This is a genomic window from Isoptericola sp. b515 (genome assembly GCF_030588125.1).
Lineage (GTDB): Bacteria > Actinomycetota > Actinomycetes > Actinomycetales > Cellulomonadaceae > Isoptericola > Isoptericola sediminis.
In genome coordinates, this window is sequence record NZ_JAUQYR010000001.1 from 385,701 (window position 1) to 401,021 (window position 15,321).

Sequence of the window (15,321 nt, forward strand, 5' to 3'; positions counted from 1 at the left end):
TCAGGACAGCAGCCAGGTGGCCGCGCGCTGCAGCAGGCGCAGGTACGACGGCGAGTCGTAGGCCCGCACGTCGTGCCCCAGCCCGCTGTACACCGTGCGTCCCCCGTGCTCCTCGGTCGCCCAGACCACCGGTTGCATCTCGCCGTCGTCGTCGGGGACCCAGCCCAGCACCTGCGTCGACGGGGCCACCCGCAGCCCGAAGTACCGCTCGTCCTGCAGCTCGACGGTCTCCGCGGCACCGGCCACGATCGGGTGCCCGCCGGTGGCCAGCCGGACCGCCGCCGGGCCGAACGGCGGGTGGTAGGACTCCCCCGGGATCCACCGGCCGCCCAGCAGGTCGCGCCAGTCCTCGGAGTCGGCGAAGGTGTTCGCCGCCTGGTGCACGGCCAGGATGCGCCCGCCGTCGCGCGCCCACTCCGCGAGCCGCCGGTGGAAGGGCCGCCACGCCTCGTCGTCGGGCCCGATGCCCGCCTCGAGGAACCCCGGCCAGGACGTTCCCGAGTTGACGACCAGCAGGTCGACCTCGTCCAGGTCGTCGAGCGCGTCCGGGAAGGTCGACCGCACGACCACGGAGGTCGAGCGGTCGTGCACGGTGAGGTCCTCCAGCACCTCGGCCAGGCGATGGCTCGTGGCGGCGTGGTCGTGCCACGGGTCCTCGTAGCGGCCGCGGCCGGCGAGGATCAGGACCTGGTGGGTGCTGGTGTCACGCGTGCTCACGGTCCCGATCGTGTCATGAACGCGTCGGGCGCGGCACGGTGGAACCGGTGATGATCGCCGTCTCGGGCAGCACGAAGCAGCGCCGGCACAGCGCCTCGTAGGTGAAGGTGCCGTCGTCCGGCAGGGGCTCGGAGGCCCCCAGCGGCTCGAGGAACGGCACGCCGTTGCGCAGCACCTGGGTGAACGCGGCGTGCAGGTCCTGGCAGCGGTCACATACCGCCCGCCGGTAGCGCACGTCGGTGGGCCCGAGCTCCAGCAGGGCCCGGATCGTCGCGAACAGCTCGCCCCGGTGGTCCAGGTCGATGCCGCACGCCAGCACGCGGGTGCCGCGCAGCACGAGCTCCTCGACGACGCGGACGTCCGCCGGGGTGAACATGTGGACCTCGTCGATCGCGACGACGTCCTCGGTGCTGTGCAGCAGCGGCTCGAGGGTGTCGAGCTTGATCGTCGGCACCGACGCCCCCGTGCGCGACACGATCTTGTCGTCGCGCACGTGCCGCGACGACTGCACCACCGCACAGCTGAGCCGCGAGTACGCCAGCGGTGCCATCTGCGCGATGAGGTCGAGCGACTTGCCGGACTTCATCGGCCCGAGCACCAGCGACAGCTCCACCGAGGCACCTCCCGTCCTGGACGGCGGGCCGGGTCCCCGCCGCACAGCACCCTAACGGTCGTCGAGGACGGGCTCGGCCGCACGGGCCAGCACCGCCTCGGCGTGCCGCAGCAGCGGGGCGTCGATCATCTGCCCGTCGAACCGCGCCGCGCCGCTGCCGGTCGACCCCGGTCCGGCGGCGGCCGCGAGGACGGCCCGTGCGTGCTCCACCTGCTCCGGGGTGGGCGCGTACGCCTTCCGGACCACGGCGGCGTGGGACGGGTGGATGCACAGCGTCGCGGAGAAGCCGACGGCGACGGCGTCGACGGCCTCGTCCCGCACGCCGTCCAGGTCCTCCAGGTCGAGGTGGACGGCGTCGATCGCGGCCTTGCCGGCGGCCCCGGCGGCCAGCAGCACCGCGGACCGGGCGTACCGGGCCACGTCCCGGTAGGTGCCGTCGTCGCGACGGCTGGCGGTGCCGCCGAGGGACGCGACGAGGTCCTCGGCACCCCACGCCAGCGCGACGACGTCGGGACGGGCGGCGAGGGCCGGTGCGGCGAGCACCCCGGCCGCCGTCTCGCACAGCGCCACGATGGCGTACGGAGACCCGTCGTGCCGCAGCAGCGGACCGACGTACCGGCCGTCGGCCTTGGGGAGCATCAGCACGGTGTAGTCGGTGTCGGCCAGCGCGTCGAGGTCACGCTGGTGGTCCTCCGTCCCGACCGGGTTGACCCGCACGATGGTGCGGGCCGGGTCGAGCGGCGTGCCGCGCACGGCCCGGCGCGCCTCGGCGCGGGCCGCCGGGTCGACGCCGTCCTCCAGGTCGAGGATGACGGCGTCGGCCCGGTCGGCGGCCTTGGCGAACCGGTCGGGGCGGTCGGCCGGGCAGAACAGCAGCGCCGGCCCGAGGGTGAACGGCCGGGGAGTCACGATCCCTCCCGGGCGAGGTCGGCGTGGCCGTCCTTGGTCCACATGAGCACCGACCGGGTGGCGACCGCGACGACGACGTCGTCCTGGTTCCGCCCGGTGTGCTCCAGCGTGACGATGCCCTGGCCCGGGCGCGACGACGAGAGGCGCCGTCCCGTCATCACGGTCTCGCCGTACAGCGTGTCCCCGTGGAACATCGGCGCCGGGAACCGGATGTCGCTGAACCCGAGGTTCGCGACGATCGTGCCCCGGGTCAGGTGCGCCACGGACAGCCCGACGAGCGTGGCCAGGGTCAGCATCGAGTTGACCAACGGCTTCCCGAACGGCTGCGTGGCGGCCCACGCGGCGTCGAGGTGGAGAGCCTGCGGATTCATCGTCGCCGAGGTGAACAGCACGTCGTCGGCCTCGGTCATGGTGCGTCCGGGCCGGTGGACGTAGCGGACGTCCTCCTCGAGCTCGTCGTAGTAGAACCCGCGCTGGGTCTCCTCACGCATCGTTCCTCCTCGACTCCCGTGCCGCGGTCAGGCCGTGAAGCCGAGGTCGCGGGCGATGATCATCAGCTGCACCTCGGTGGTGCCCTCGCCGACCTCCAGCACCTTGGCGTCGCGGTAGTGCCGCGCGACCGGGTTCTCGTTGAGGAACCCGTAGCCGCCGAAGATCTGGGAGGCGTCGCGGGCGTTCGCCATCGCCGCCTCGCCGGAGGTCAGCTTGGCCACGGAGGCCTCGGCCTTGAACGGCTTGCCGTGGATCATCTTCTGCGCGGCGTCGAGCCAGCACAGCCGGGCGGCCTGCACGCGGGCCTGCATCCGGGCGATGGTGAACGCGACGTGCTGGTGCCGGCCGATGGAGTGGCCGAACACCTGGCGCTCCTTCGCATAGCGGACGGCCTCCTCGAGGCAGCCCTGGGCGGCACCGGTGGCGAGCGCGGCGAACGCGATGCGGCCCTCGTCGAGCGCCCGCAGGAAGTTCGCGTACCCGCGCCCGCGCTCGCCGAGCAGGTTGGTCCTCGGCACCCGCACGCCCTCGAGCGTCAGGGGGTGGGTGTCGGAGGTGTGCCAGCCGACCTTGTCGTAGCTCTCCCCGACCGTCAGCCCGGGCGTGCCGGAGGGGACGAGGATCGTGGACAGCTCGGGGCTGCCGTCCTCGTACCGGTCGGTGACCGCCGTGATGGTGATCAGGCTCGTGATCGGCGTGCCGGAGTTCGTGATGAACTGCTTGGACCCGTCGATGACCCACTCGTCGCCGTCGAGCCGGGCCGTGGTGCGGGTCGCCCCCGCGTCGGACCCGGCGCCGGCCTCGGTCAGGCCGAAGGCGCCCAGGGTCCTGCCGGAGACGAGGTCGGGCAGCCACTCCTCGCGCTGGGCGTCGGTGCCGTGCCGGAAGATCGGCATGATGCCGAGCCCGACGCCGGCCTCGAGGGTCACCGCGATGGACTGGTCGACCCGGGCGAGCGCCTCGACGGCGAGGCACAGGGAGACGTAGTCCTCGCCCTGCCCGCCGACCTCGGTGGGGAACGGCAGCCCGAACAGACCCATCTCACCCATCTGGTGGATGATCTCGATCGGCAGACGGCGCTCGGTGTCGTACTGGTACGCCGCCGGAGCGACGACCTCGTCGGCGAACTCGCGGACGGTCTGGCTGAGCTTGCGCTGACGGTCGGTCAGTGCGGTGGACGAGGTCTCGTGGATCATGACGCTCCTTCGCGTTCGACGACGGCGACCACCTGGTCGAGGCGGACCTGGTCGCCCGTGTTCACCAGGACGCGCAGGGTCCCTGCGGCCGGTGCGGTGAGGGGGTGTTCCATCTTCATGGCCTCGACGACGACGACGGGTGCGCCGGCGTCGACGGGGCCTGCGGGGTGGGTGGCCGTGACGGTGCCGGGCATCTGCGCCCGGAGCTCGACCGGCCCCACCGCGGCGGGGGCGCCGGCCGCGGCTGCCGCCGCGGCCCGCTCCTGGCGGCGCGACGACGCCCGCGAGGAGCGGTCGACCACCGTGTAGAGCGCGGTGTCGCCGTCGACGGACACCCAGACGACGGTGTCGTCGCCGGCGGGGGTCACCACGGCCGACACCGGCCGGGTCCGTCCGTCCGTGGTCAGCAGCCAGCGGTGCGACGAGCCACCGGCGGGTCGCAGCGCGGCCGCGACGGGCTCGCCGCCGACGGGCACGACCGTCGCGGCGTGCCGGCCGCCGGTGACGTCGAGGTCCGCCTCCGTGCCGCCGGGTCCGCGCAGGCCGACCCGGCGGGGTGCCGGCGCGGCGTTGAGGCGCCAGCCGTCGGCCGCCCACGGGTCCGTGGGACTGCCGGCGGGCTGCGGCGACGTGCCGGTGAGCAGCGCCGTGACCACGGCCCCGGCGTCCGGCGGGCCGTCCGCCGCGGCGGCGGACCGCTCGGCGAGACCGGCGGTGAACCGGTCCACGAGCCCCGTGTCCATCCGACCGGCCCGGACGTCGGGGTCGGCCAGCAGGTCGCGCAGGAACCCGGTGTTGGTCTCGACGCCGAGAACGGTCAGCCGGGACAGCAGCCCGTCCAGGCGGGACAGCGCCTCGTCCCGGTCGGTCCCGTGGGCGACGGCCTTGGCGATCATCGGGTCGAAGTACCCGGTGACGGCGTCCCCGGTCTCGACGCCGGCGTCCAGGCGCAGCGGGAACGCGGTGGGCCCGGGTGCCGCCCCGGCGTCGTCGAGCAGGAGCACGTCCCCGACCGAGGGCAGGAAGTCGCGTGCCGGGGACTCGGCGTAGATCCGCGCCTCGATCGCGTGCCCGGTCAGGTGCACGTCGTCCTGGGCGAACCACAGCTTCTCCCCCGCGGCGACGCGGAGCTGGGCCTCGACGAGGTCGTGGCCGGTGACCATCTCCGTCACCGGGTGCTCCACCTGCAGACGCGTGTTCATCTCGATGAACGAGAAGTCGTCCGGCGCCTCGGCCGGCACCAGGAACTCCACGGTGCCGACGCCCACGTACCCGACCGAGCGGGCCACCTCGCAGGCGGCCTGCCCCATCCGGTCGCGGGCGGCGTCGTCCAGCGCCGGTGACGGCGCTTCCTCGACGATCTTCTGGTGGCGGCGCTGCAGGGTGCACTCGCGCTCGCCGAGGTGCACGACGGTGCCCGCGGTGTCCGCGAGCACCTGCACCTCGACGTGTCGCGGGGTGTCCACGAGCCGTTCGAGCAGCAGGCCGTCGTCGCCGAACGCGGACCTCGCCACGCGCCGGGCCGAGGCCAGCGCGTCGGGCAGCGCGGCGGCGTCGCGCACCACGACCATGCCCTTGCCCCCACCACCGGCGACGGGCTTCACGAGCAGCGGGAACCCGACGTCCTCGGCCGCGGCGACGAGGGCGTCGTCGGGCAGCGAGGAGTCGAGGGTGCCGGGGAGCACCGGTACCTCGTGCTGGGCGACGAGACGCTTGGCGGCGACCTTGTCCGCCATGGTCTCGATCGCGCGCACGGGCGGTCCGACGAAGACGATCCCGGCGGCGTCGCAGGCACGCGCCAGCGCCGGGTTCTCCGACAGGAAGCCGTACCCGGGATGGATCGCCTCGGCGCCGGACACGACGGCGGCCGCCACCACGGCGTCGGCGTCGAGGTAGCCGCCGGGCCCGTCCCCGGCCAGCAGCACCGCCTCGTCGGCCTCGCGCACGTGCCGTGCGTCGGCGTCGACGGGGGTGTGCACGGCCACGGAGCGGATGCCGAGCCGGCGCAGGGTGGCGATGACGCGGCAGGCGATCTCGCCGCGGTTGGCCACGAGCACTCTGGTGAACACGGGCCTCACATCCGGAAGAGCCCGAAGGAGGGCTCGGGCAGCGGGGTGCGCGCGCAGGTCGCGAGCGCCATGCCGAGCACCCGGCGGGTGTCGGTCGGGTCGATGATGCCGTCGTCCCACAGCCGGGACGTGGCGTGGTACGGGTCGCCGGCGGCCTCGTAGGTGTCGCGGATGCCGCGCCGGAACGCGGCCTCCTCCTCGGCGTCCCAGTCCTCGCCGCGGCCGGCGAGCTGGTCGCGCTTGACGGTGGCCAGCACCGCCGAGGCCTGCTCGCCGCCCATGACGGACACGCGGGCGTTGGGCCAGGTCCACAGGAACCGCGGGGAGTAGGCACGGCCGCACATCGCGTAGTTGCCGGCCCCGAAGGAGCCGCCGACGACGACGGTGAGCTTCGGCACGCGCGTGGTGGCCACGGCGGTGACCATCTTGGCGCCGTCCTTGGCGATGCCGCCGGCCTCGGCGTCGGGGCCGACCATGAACCCGGAGATGTTCTGCAGGAACACCAGGGGGATGCCGCGCTGGTCGCACAGCTCGACGAAGTGCGCGCCCTTGAGCGCGGACTCGCTGAGCAGCACGCCGTGGTTGGCGACGACGCCGACGGGGTGCCCGTGGATGCGGGCGAACCCGCACACCAGCGTCGTGCCGTACTCCGGCTTGAACTCGGTGAGCTCGCTGCCGTCCACGATCCGGGAGATCACCTCGCGCGGGTCGTACGGCTGCTGGACGTCCACCGGCACGGCGGCGTACAGGTCGGCCGGGTCCCCGACGGGTTCCACGGTCGGCCCGACCTCCCAGACGGGCTCCGGGTCGGGCGGCAGCGTGGCCACGATGTCCCGCAGCATGTCCAGGGCGTGCTCGTCGTCGTCGGCCAGGTGGTCGACCACGCCGGAGCGGCGGGCGTGCAGCTCGCCGCCACCGAGCTCCTCGGCGGTCACCTCGGCGCCGATGGCCGCCTTCACCAGCGGCGGACCGCCGAGGAAGATCGTGCCCTGGTCGCGCACGATGACCGTCTCGTCGCTCATCGCCGGCACGTAGGCGCCACCGGCGGTGCAGGAGCCGAGCACGGCGGACAGCTGCGGGATCCCCGCCGCCGACAGCCGGGCCTGGTGGTAGAAGATCCGCCCGAAGTGGTCCCGGTCGGGGAACACCTCGTCCTGGCGGGGCAGGAACGCCCCGCCGGAGTCCACGAGGTAGACGCAGGGGAGGCGGTTCTCCAGCGCGATCTCCTGGGCGCGCAGGTGCTTCTTCACCGTCAGCGGGTGGTACGTGCCGCCCTTGACGGTGGGGTCGTTGGCCACGACCATCACCTGCCGCCCGGCGACCCGGCCGATGCCGCCGATCACCCCGGCGCCCGGCCAGGCGCCGTCGTCCTGGTCGTACGCCGCCAGCGGGGAGATCTCCAGGAACGCGCTGCCCGGGTCGAGCAGCCGCTCGACCCGTTCGCGCGGCAGCAGCTTGCCCCGCCCGACGTGCTTCTCCCGGGCGTGCTCGGGACCGCCGCGCGCGGCCGCGGCCGTGCGCTCCCGCAGGGTGTCGGCCAGGGCGCGCTGCGCGTCGGCGTTGGCCCGGGCGGCCTCGGCCGCCGGGTCCACGGCGGACGTCAGCACGGTCATACGGTCACCGCCTGGCGGGACGAGGCCGCGCCGTTGCGTCCCGCCGCGCCGTCGTCCTGCTCCGCCTCGTCCTGCTCCGGCTCGTCACGTCCGCCGAGCAGCACCGCCAGCGCCGGGTCGGTGAGCAGCCCGCCCAGGTCCGCGAGGAACCGGGCGCCCTGCTCGCCGTCGACGACGCGGTGGTCGAAGGTGAGGCTGAAGGTCACGACGTCGCGCAGCGCGATCTGGCCCTCGTGCTCCCACGGCCGGCGGGCGACCTGCCCGATGCCGAGGATCGCCGACTCGCCCGGGTTGAGCAGCGGGCTGCCCGCGTCGACGCCGAAGACCCCGACGTTGGTCAGCGTCATCGTGCCGCCGGTCAGGCGGTCCGGACGGGTGCGGCCCGAGCGGGCGGTGGTGGCGAGCTCGCGCAGGGCGCGGGCCATCCCCAGCATCGACAGCTCGTCGGCGTGCGGGATGTGCGGGACCACGAGTCCGCGGTCGGTCGCGACCGCGATGCCGAGGTTCACGTGCGGCGACCGCACGAGCTCGGCCTGGCCGCCGTCCTTCTCCTCCCAGCGGGTGACGATCGCCGGGTGCTGCGGGACGAGCCCGCAGACCGCACGGGCGATGACCGTGAGCAGCCCGACCTTGGTGTGCCGGGTGCGAGGGTGCTCGCGCAGCCGAGCGACCAGGGCGAGCGTCTCCGTCACGTCGCAGGTGAGGTGGACCGTCGCCTGCGGCACCCGGGCGCTGGCGACCATCGCGGCCGCGGTGTGCTTGCGCACGCTGCGCACCTTCACGCGATGCTCGGCCGTCCGGGCGGCCGCCGGGGCGGCCGCCGGCCCGGCGTTGCGCACCGGCGCGGGCGGGGCGTCGACGGGCTTGCGGGGCCGGCGCGTCGGCTTGCCCTTGCGGGCGGCACGGGTGCCGTAGCCGACGAGGTTCGCCCCGGAGGACTCCTCGACGGAGCCGTTCGTCGACGCCGACGACGCCGACCGCTCCGCCGCGGTGCTCGTGGTGGCGCTCGCCGCGGGAGCGGGCTCCACCGTCGTCGCGGGAACCGTGGGCTCGGGTGCCGTCGACTCGGGCGCCGGCTCCGGTGCGGACGCGACGCCCTCGGCCGACGCCTCGGCGGGAGCGTCGTCGCCCGCGCCGTCCCCGCCGGTGCCGTCGCCGAAGGTGACCAGCGGCTCGCCGACCTCGACGATGTCGCCCTCCTCGGCGTGCAGCGCGGCCACCGTCCCGGCGAACGGCGACGGGATCTCCACCATCGCCTTAGCCGTCTCGACCTCGGCGAGCGCCTGGTTGAGCGTCACCGTGTCGCCCACGGACACCTTCCACTCGACGATCTCGGACTCGGTGAGTCCCTCGCCGAGGTCCGGCAGTCGGAAGATCTCCTGGGTGCTCATGCGGCCACCTCCGTGGACGTCGCGGGGGTGAAGGTCTCGAACGGGACGCGTCCGAGTGCCTGGTCGATGCCGTAGCACACGCGGTCCATGTCGGGCACGTAGTGGCCCTCGACCTTCGCCGGCGGGTACGGCACGTCGTGGCCGGTCACGCGCACGGGCGGCATCGCCAGGTCGGCGAAGCACCGCTCGGTGACGACGGAGCAGATGTCCGCCCCGACCCCGCCCTGGCGGGGGCCCTCGTGCACGACGACGACCCGCCCGGTGCGGCGCACCGACTCGACGACGGTCTCGGAGTCCCAGGGAGACAGGGAGCGCAGGTCGACGACCTCGACGGAGACGCCGTCGTCCTTCATCGCCTCGGCGGCGTCCAGCGCGCCCGCCACGTGCGAGCCCCAGGTCACGACGGTGACGTCGTGGCCGGGACGGACGACCCGGGCGCGGGACATGGGCAGAGCGCTCTCCAGCGGCTCCACCTCGACCGGGCCCTTGACGTGGTAGAGCCGCTTGGGCTCGAAGAAGATGACCGGGTCGTCGCTCGCGATCGACTGGCGCAGCACGGTGCAGGCGTCCTGCGGGTTCGACACCGACACGACGCGCAGCCCGGCGGTGTGCACGAAGTACGCCTCCGGCGACTCCGAGTGGTGCTCGGCGGCGCCGATGCCGCCCGCCACCGGGATGCGCACGGTGATCGGCATCGTGACGCGCCCGACCGTGCGGGCGTGCATCTTGGCGACCTGGTTGACGATCTGGTCCCAGGCCGGCTGGACGAAGCCGTCGAACTGGATCTCCACCACGGGTCGGAACCCGCGCCACGCCATCCCGATGGCCGTGCCGAGGATCCCGGACTCGGCCAGCGGGGTGTCGATCACGCGGTTGGGGCCGAACTCGCGCTGGAGCTTGTCGGTCACGCGGAACACGCCGCCGAGGGAGCCGATGTCCTCACCGAGGAGCACGACCTTGTCGTCGTCGGCCAGGGACTGCCGCAACCCGGTGTTGAGGCCCTGGCCCAGGGTCATGTCGCTCATCGGGCGGCCTCCTGGGTGTCGTTGTCGGCGAAGCCGGCGAGGTAGCGCCCGTAGGCGTCCCGCTCGGCGTCGAGCACGGCGTGCGGCTCGGCGTAGACGTGGTCGAACACGGTCGACCAGTCGGGGTCGGCGACCGCGTAGACGCCGGCGCGCATCGTGGCGGCGACCTCGTCGGCGGTCTGCTGGACGGCCGCCTCGGCGTCGTCGTCGAGGACGCCGCGGTCGCGCAGGTGCGCGGCCAGCCGGGCGATCGGGTCCCGGCCGGACCATTCCTCGAGGTCGCTCCGGTCGCGGTAGCGCGTCGGGTCGTCGGCCGTCGTGTGCGGGCCCATCCGGTAGGTGACCGCCTCGATGAAGGTCGGTCCGAGGCCGGCGCGGGCGCGTTGCAGCGCCTCGCGGGTCACGGCCAGGACGGCCAGGACGTCGTTGCCGTCGACCCGGACGCCGGGCATGCCGTAGCCGCGGGCCCGTTCGACCAGCGGCACCTTGGACTGCAGGTCCACGGGCTCGGAGATCGCCCACTGGTTGTTCTGGCAGAAGAAGACCGTCGGGGCGGACCACGTGGAGGCGAAGGTCATCGCCTCGTGCACGTCACCCTGGCTGGTCGCGCCGTCACCGAAGTACGAGATGGTGGCGGAGGTCCGTTCGGGGGCGTCCGGTCCGTCGTTCTCCGGGCGGGAGATGCCGATCCCGCCGTGGGCACCGGTGCCGGCCGTGGCGGTCTCGAGGAGCAGGCCGACGGCGTAGCCGACGGCGTGCAGCGTCTGGGCGCCGATGATGACCTGCATCGGGGCCATCCGGTACTCGTAGGGGTCCCAGCCGGACGGGGCCGCACCGCGCCACACGCGCAGCAGGTCGGTCGGGGCGATGCCGCGCACGTACGCCACACCCTGCTCGCGGTAGCTGGAGAACACGAAGTCGTCCTCGCGCAGCGCGCGGCTGGACCCGATCTGCGCAGCCTCCTGGCCGAGCATCGGGGGCCACAGGCCGAGCTGGCCCTGGCGCTGCAGGGCGGTGGCCTCGGTGTCGATCCGGCGGGCGGCGACCATGTCGGTGTACAGCCCCAGCATCGCGGCGTCGTCGACGTCGTCGAGCCAACGGTCCAGCTCGGGGACCTCGTGCCGGGTGCCGTCCGGGTCGATCAGACGGACGGGGGTGTGGTCGACGCCGCCGTCGTCCAGGGTTGCGTCCAGGTGCCGCGCGCCGTTCTCCGTGTCGCGCTGCACCCAACCGGCCGGCACGTGGTCACGTGCGCCGCCGTGGGCAGTGTCCGCCGAGGATGCCGACTCACCCGCTTGTGACAGGTCGTCCTTCGTCCTCGGATCCGTGGTGCTGGGCATGGGTGAGCCTCACCTCGCATCGGGTCGTCGCTCGTCGTCGAGCGCCGTTGTGGCGAAGGTAACGCTGCTCCGTCACACCGCACCACCAGCCCTCGGCCGACTGAGCAGAGTGCTTCATCCACCACCACGTCGCCGGACGTTCTGCGCAACAAGGAGATGACCGTGCGCCATCTCGCGTCGCGAGGGCCATTCCGGGCAGATCCGACGAGCACGACCTGCCGGGCCGTCACCTCCGGCCCCGAGCGACGTTAGGCTGGCGCGCGTGCACAGCATCGATGCCGTGGACCTGGATCTGCTGCGGGCGCTCGCCGACGACCCCCGCGCGACGACGGTCGCACTCGCCCAGCGCCTGAGGATCTCCCGCAACACCGTGGCCGCCCGGCTGGCGCGCCTGGAGGGTGCCGGCGCGTTCCTCCACTTCGACCGGCGCATCGACCCGGCCGTGCTGGGCCACCCGCTGCTGGCCTTCATCGAGATCACCGTGCACCAGCGCGACCTGGTGCGGATCGTCGAGCACCTGGCCCGCATCCCGGAGATCGTGCAGGCGTACGGTCACAGCGGCACCGCCGACCTGCGGGTGCACGTGGTCTGCCGGGACACCGACCACCTGTTCCGCATCGACGCCGCGATCCTGCAGATCGAGGGGGTCGAGCGCACCGAGACCTCGCTGGCGATGGGCGAGCTCATCCCCTACCGGGTGCAGCCGCTGGTGGAGAAGCTCCGCCGCGAGCTCTGAGTCCCGCTCGTCACGGCGGAGGAGTACAGTCGCCAATACTCAGCATGCTGTGTATTGGAGGACCCGTGGCAGACCGCCGCCGTTGGCTCGCGCTGGTGACCGTCTCGGTCGCCGTCTCGCTCATCATCGTCGACTCGACGATCGTCAACGTGGCGATCCCGTCGATCGTGGCCGACCTGGGGATCGACTCGACCCAGGTGCAGTGGGTCCAGGAGTCCTACACGCTCGTGTTCGCCTCCCTCCTGCTGGTGCTCGGCGTCCTCGCCGACCGGTGGGGCCGCCGCCGCATGATGATGGCGGGTGTCGCGGTCTTCGCCGCGTCGTCGTTGCTGGCGGCCACCGCACCCACCGGCGGCGTGCTCATCGGCGCCCGGCTGGTCCAGGGCCTCGGCGGTGCGATGATCCTGCCCACGACCCTGTCGATCATCAACGCGACCTTCCGCGGCCGCGAGCGCGGCATCGCCTTCGCCGTCTGGGGCTCGACCATCGGCGGCATGGCCGCCGTCGGGCCCCTGCTGGGCGGCTGGCTCACCACCGACTACTCGTGGCGCTGGGCGTTCGGCATCAACATCCCCCTGGGCGTCCTCATCCTGGTCGCCGCGGCCCTCGTGGTCACGGAGTCCCGGGCCGACGAGCAGCGCGGCACCGACCTCGTGGCTGCCCTGCTGTCCGTGCTGACCTTCGGCGGGATCGTCTTCGGGCTCATCGAGGGACGATCGCTGGGCTGGTGGACGACGCTCGACGCCGCCGCCGAGTGGTGGCCGCTCGGACTGTCCCCGGTGCCGGTCGCGCTCACCGTGGGCGTCGCCGCCGGCGTCCTGTTCGTCCGGCGCGGTCTGCGTCGGGCCCGCCACGGCCTGCCGACCCTGATCCCGCTGGACCTGTTCGGCATCGCCTCGTTCCGCAACGGCAACGTCGCCGCCCTCGTCGTCTCGCTCGGGGAGTTCGGGATCCTGCTGTCGCTGCCGATCTGGCTGCAGAACGTCCTCGGCTACGACGCCCTGGCGACCGGCTGGATCCTGGTGGGCCTCGCGGGCGGATCGTTCCTGGCCAGCGGGGCGGCGCAGGCCCTCACCGTCCGGTTCGGTGCCGTGCCGGTGGTGCGCCTCGGCATCGCCGCCGAGATCGTCGGCGTCGTGGGTCTGGGGGCCGTCGCCCGTCCCGACTCCACCTGGGTCACCGTCGTCCCGTTCCTCGTCGTCTACGGCTTCGGGGTCGGGCTGGCGACCGCGCAGCTCACGGGCGTCGTCCTCGCCGACGTCCCCGTGCGCGTCTCCGGTGCCGCCTCCGGGACCCAGAGCACCGCACGTCAGGTGGGGTCAGCGCTCGGCATCGCCATCCTCGGCACGATCCTGTTCACGACCACCGCGGCCGACCTGGACGCCCGGCTCGCGGACCGTGGCGTCCCGGACGCCGCCCGGGAAGCCACCGTGACGGCCGTGGTGGACAGCGCGGGTGGCGCCATCGCCGGCCTGGAGCAGGACCCGGCCACGGCGTCCGCCGCCGACGACGCGCGGGCTGCCCTCACGCAGGGGACCCGCTGGTCCGCCTGGGTGGCGGGCGGCTTCCTCCTGCTGGGACTGGGCGCCACGCTGACGCTGGAGCGCCGGCCCCGCGAGACGGTCGCGGTCGCCGAGGACCGCACCTGACGGGGGATCACCCGAGCTCGACCACCAGGTCCGCCGCACCCCGTGTCCGGGCGATCAGCTCCGCGTTGACCTGGTCCGACCCGCGGGCCCAGACGGCGGCGTCGGCCGGGCTCTTGCCGAACACGCGGTGCCGCTCCTCGAGCCGGGCCAGCCGCAGGTCCTCGGCCACCTCGAGGTACCAGACCTCGCTCATGCGGGCCCGGGCGGCCGGCCAGGCCCCGGTGCCGGCCAGCAGGTAGTTGCCCTCGGTGACCACGAGCGGGATCTCGGCGGGCACCTCGACGCCCGCGGCGACCGGCTCCTCGATCTCGCGCCGGAACACCGGCGCGTAGATCGGCCGGTCGCCGGGACGGGCGTCCGCGAGCCGCGCGACCAGGGCGGCGTACCCGGCGTCGTCGAAGGTGTCGATCGCACCCTTCCGCTCCCGGCTGCCGTGCGCGGCCAGGACCGCGTCCGACAGGTGGAACCCGTCCATCCCGACGCCCACGGCCGCGTGCGGACCGAGCGCCTCGACGAGCCGCTGAGCGAGGGTCGACTTGCCGGACCCGGGTGCCCCGACGATCCCCAGGATCGCCCGCTCCCCCGGCACGACGAGTGCCCGGGCCCGTTCCACGAGCTCCGCCGTCGTGCACCTCATCGCCGGACCTCGGCCAGCCAGGACCGCGGGCCGACGTGCCGCACCCGCGTCCCGGCGACCTCGACCGCCGTCACGCAGGCCTCGGGCAGCGCGGCACCGCCGGCGAGCGCCACGGCGAGGGCTCCGTGGAACGCGTCACCGGCCCCGAGGGTGTCCCGGGCCTCGACCGCCGGGACGGGGACGGTGCCGGTCTCGTCGCCCGAGGACCACTCGACCGGGCCGTCGCCGTGGGTGACCACCACCCCGCGCGCCCCGAGATCGTGCGCCCCGGCGGTCACGTCGTCGTGCCCGGGGACCGCGAACCGCGCGGACACCGCCGCCACGTCGGCCACGGGCAGCAGCTCGGCGAACAGGGGCCGCCAGCGCCCGGCGTCGAGGACGACGAGGGGCCGCGGGGCGCGGTTCTCCAGGTGCCCGACGGCGGCACCCGCGATCACGGGGTGGTGACCGTCGAACAGGACGACGTCCGCGTGCGGGAGGTCGCCGAGGAATCTCGGCGGCGGGGCCTCCGCGAGCGCCGCGTCCGCCGAGACGACCGACCGCTCCCCCGTGGCCTCGTCGACCAGCACCGCGGACACGGCGAGCGGGAAGTCCTGGCCCGGCGCGACGACGTCGTGCACCTCGACCCCGTGGGTCTCCAGGTCGGCGCGGGCGGCACGGGCCACCGGGCTGTCGCCGAGCGCGGTGACCAGCACGGCGCGCGCCCCGAGCGCGGCCGCCGTCACGGCGGCGTTGGCGGCCGGACCGCCCGCCGCGACGTCCTGCCGCGAGGCCGTGACCTTCTCGTCCCGGTCCGGGCGGCCGGCGGCCCGGTGCACGACGTCGAGCGTCGTCAGCCCGACGAACCAGCAGGTGCCCGTGTGGTCGGCGAGAGGCATGGCCTCATCCTGGCACGCACCAGCCCCGTGGGCGGGAGCACCCGGCGCGTAGGATC

At 74.1% G+C, this 15,321-nt stretch carries 14 protein-coding genes; 2 read left to right on the forward strand and 12 right to left on the reverse strand.

The window, feature by feature from the left end; genetic code table 11:
• The 10 genes from Q6350_RS01770 to pdhA are packed head-to-tail and all read right to left on the reverse strand — an operon-like array spanning position 1 to position 11,266.
• Positions 1–717, reverse strand: a complete 717-nt coding sequence (locus Q6350_RS01770) for a ThuA domain-containing protein (RefSeq protein WP_304602591.1) — start codon at positions 715–717, stop codon at positions 1–3.
• A 13-nt stretch (positions 718–730) separates the two neighbouring features.
• Entirely contained in the window at positions 731–1,330 is a 600-nt protein-coding gene (locus Q6350_RS01775; protein WP_304602592.1) for a thymidine kinase, read from the reverse strand.
• Between the two features lie 51 nt (positions 1,331–1,381).
• A complete protein-coding gene (locus Q6350_RS01780; RefSeq protein ID WP_305064848.1) occupies positions 1,382–2,239 on the reverse strand; it encodes a CoA ester lyase in 858 nt (285 codons plus the stop codon).
• Entirely contained in the window at positions 2,236–2,730 is a 495-nt protein-coding gene (locus Q6350_RS01785) for a MaoC family dehydratase (protein ID WP_304606728.1), read from the reverse strand. The genes Q6350_RS01780 and Q6350_RS01785 overlap by 4 nt, the downstream gene beginning before the upstream one ends.
• 27 nt (positions 2,731–2,757) lie before the next feature.
• Positions 2,758–3,927 carry an acyl-CoA dehydrogenase family protein gene (locus Q6350_RS01790; RefSeq protein WP_304606727.1) on the reverse strand — a complete coding sequence of 390 codons (1,170 nt, stop codon included), beginning with the start codon at positions 3,925–3,927 and terminating at the stop codon, positions 2,758–2,760.
• On the reverse strand, positions 3,924–5,996 hold the full coding sequence (locus tag Q6350_RS01795; protein WP_305064852.1) for a biotin carboxylase N-terminal domain-containing protein: 2,073 nt from the start codon (positions 5,994–5,996) through the stop codon (positions 3,924–3,926). Before Q6350_RS01795 ends, Q6350_RS01790 begins: the two co-directional genes overlap by 4 nt.
• A 5-nt stretch (positions 5,997–6,001) precedes the next feature.
• Positions 6,002–7,609 (reverse strand): carboxyl transferase domain-containing protein, encoded by a 1,608-nt coding sequence (locus tag Q6350_RS01800; RefSeq protein WP_305064854.1) that lies wholly within the window; start codon positions 7,607–7,609, stop codon positions 6,002–6,004.
• Complete coding sequence (locus Q6350_RS01805; protein ID WP_305064855.1) at positions 7,606–9,000, reverse strand: dihydrolipoamide acetyltransferase family protein; 1,395 nt, start codon at positions 8,998–9,000, stop codon at positions 7,606–7,608. The genes Q6350_RS01800 and Q6350_RS01805 overlap by 4 nt, the downstream gene beginning before the upstream one ends.
• Positions 8,997–10,025: an alpha-ketoacid dehydrogenase subunit beta gene (locus tag Q6350_RS01810; protein WP_305064857.1), complete on the reverse strand. Its 1,029-nt coding sequence runs from the start codon at positions 10,023–10,025 to the stop codon at positions 8,997–8,999. The genes Q6350_RS01805 and Q6350_RS01810 overlap by 4 nt, the downstream gene beginning before the upstream one ends.
• Complete coding sequence (pdhA, locus tag Q6350_RS01815; RefSeq protein WP_305064859.1) at positions 10,022–11,266, reverse strand: pyruvate dehydrogenase (acetyl-transferring) E1 component subunit alpha; 1,245 nt, start codon at positions 11,264–11,266, stop codon at positions 10,022–10,024. The genes Q6350_RS01810 and pdhA overlap by 4 nt, the downstream gene beginning before the upstream one ends.
• A 361-nt stretch (positions 11,267–11,627) precedes the next feature.
• On the opposite strand from pdhA, the gene Q6350_RS01820 reads away from it, so the two are divergent.
• Both Q6350_RS01820 and Q6350_RS01825 read left to right on the forward strand, forming a co-directional pair.
• Positions 11,628–12,101 carry an Lrp/AsnC family transcriptional regulator gene (locus Q6350_RS01820; RefSeq protein WP_171246050.1) on the forward strand — a complete coding sequence of 158 codons (474 nt, stop codon included), beginning with the start codon at positions 11,628–11,630 and terminating at the stop codon, positions 12,099–12,101.
• A 44-nt stretch (positions 12,102–12,145) separates the two neighbouring features.
• Positions 12,146–13,750 carry an MFS transporter gene (locus Q6350_RS01825; protein WP_369810800.1) on the forward strand — a complete coding sequence of 535 codons (1,605 nt, stop codon included), beginning with the start codon at positions 12,146–12,148 and terminating at the stop codon, positions 13,748–13,750.
• Positions 13,751–13,757: 7 nt separating this feature from the next.
• Here the strand turns inward: Q6350_RS01825 and Q6350_RS01830 are convergent, their stop codons facing one another.
• Positions 13,758–14,387 (reverse strand): nucleoside/nucleotide kinase family protein, encoded by a 630-nt coding sequence (locus tag Q6350_RS01830; RefSeq protein WP_305064862.1) that lies wholly within the window; start codon positions 14,385–14,387, stop codon positions 13,758–13,760.
• A complete protein-coding gene (locus tag Q6350_RS01835; protein WP_304606723.1) occupies positions 14,384–15,265 on the reverse strand; it encodes a PfkB family carbohydrate kinase in 882 nt (293 codons plus the stop codon). Before Q6350_RS01835 ends, Q6350_RS01830 begins: the two co-directional genes overlap by 4 nt.
• Positions 15,266–15,321 lie beyond the last annotated feature (56 nt).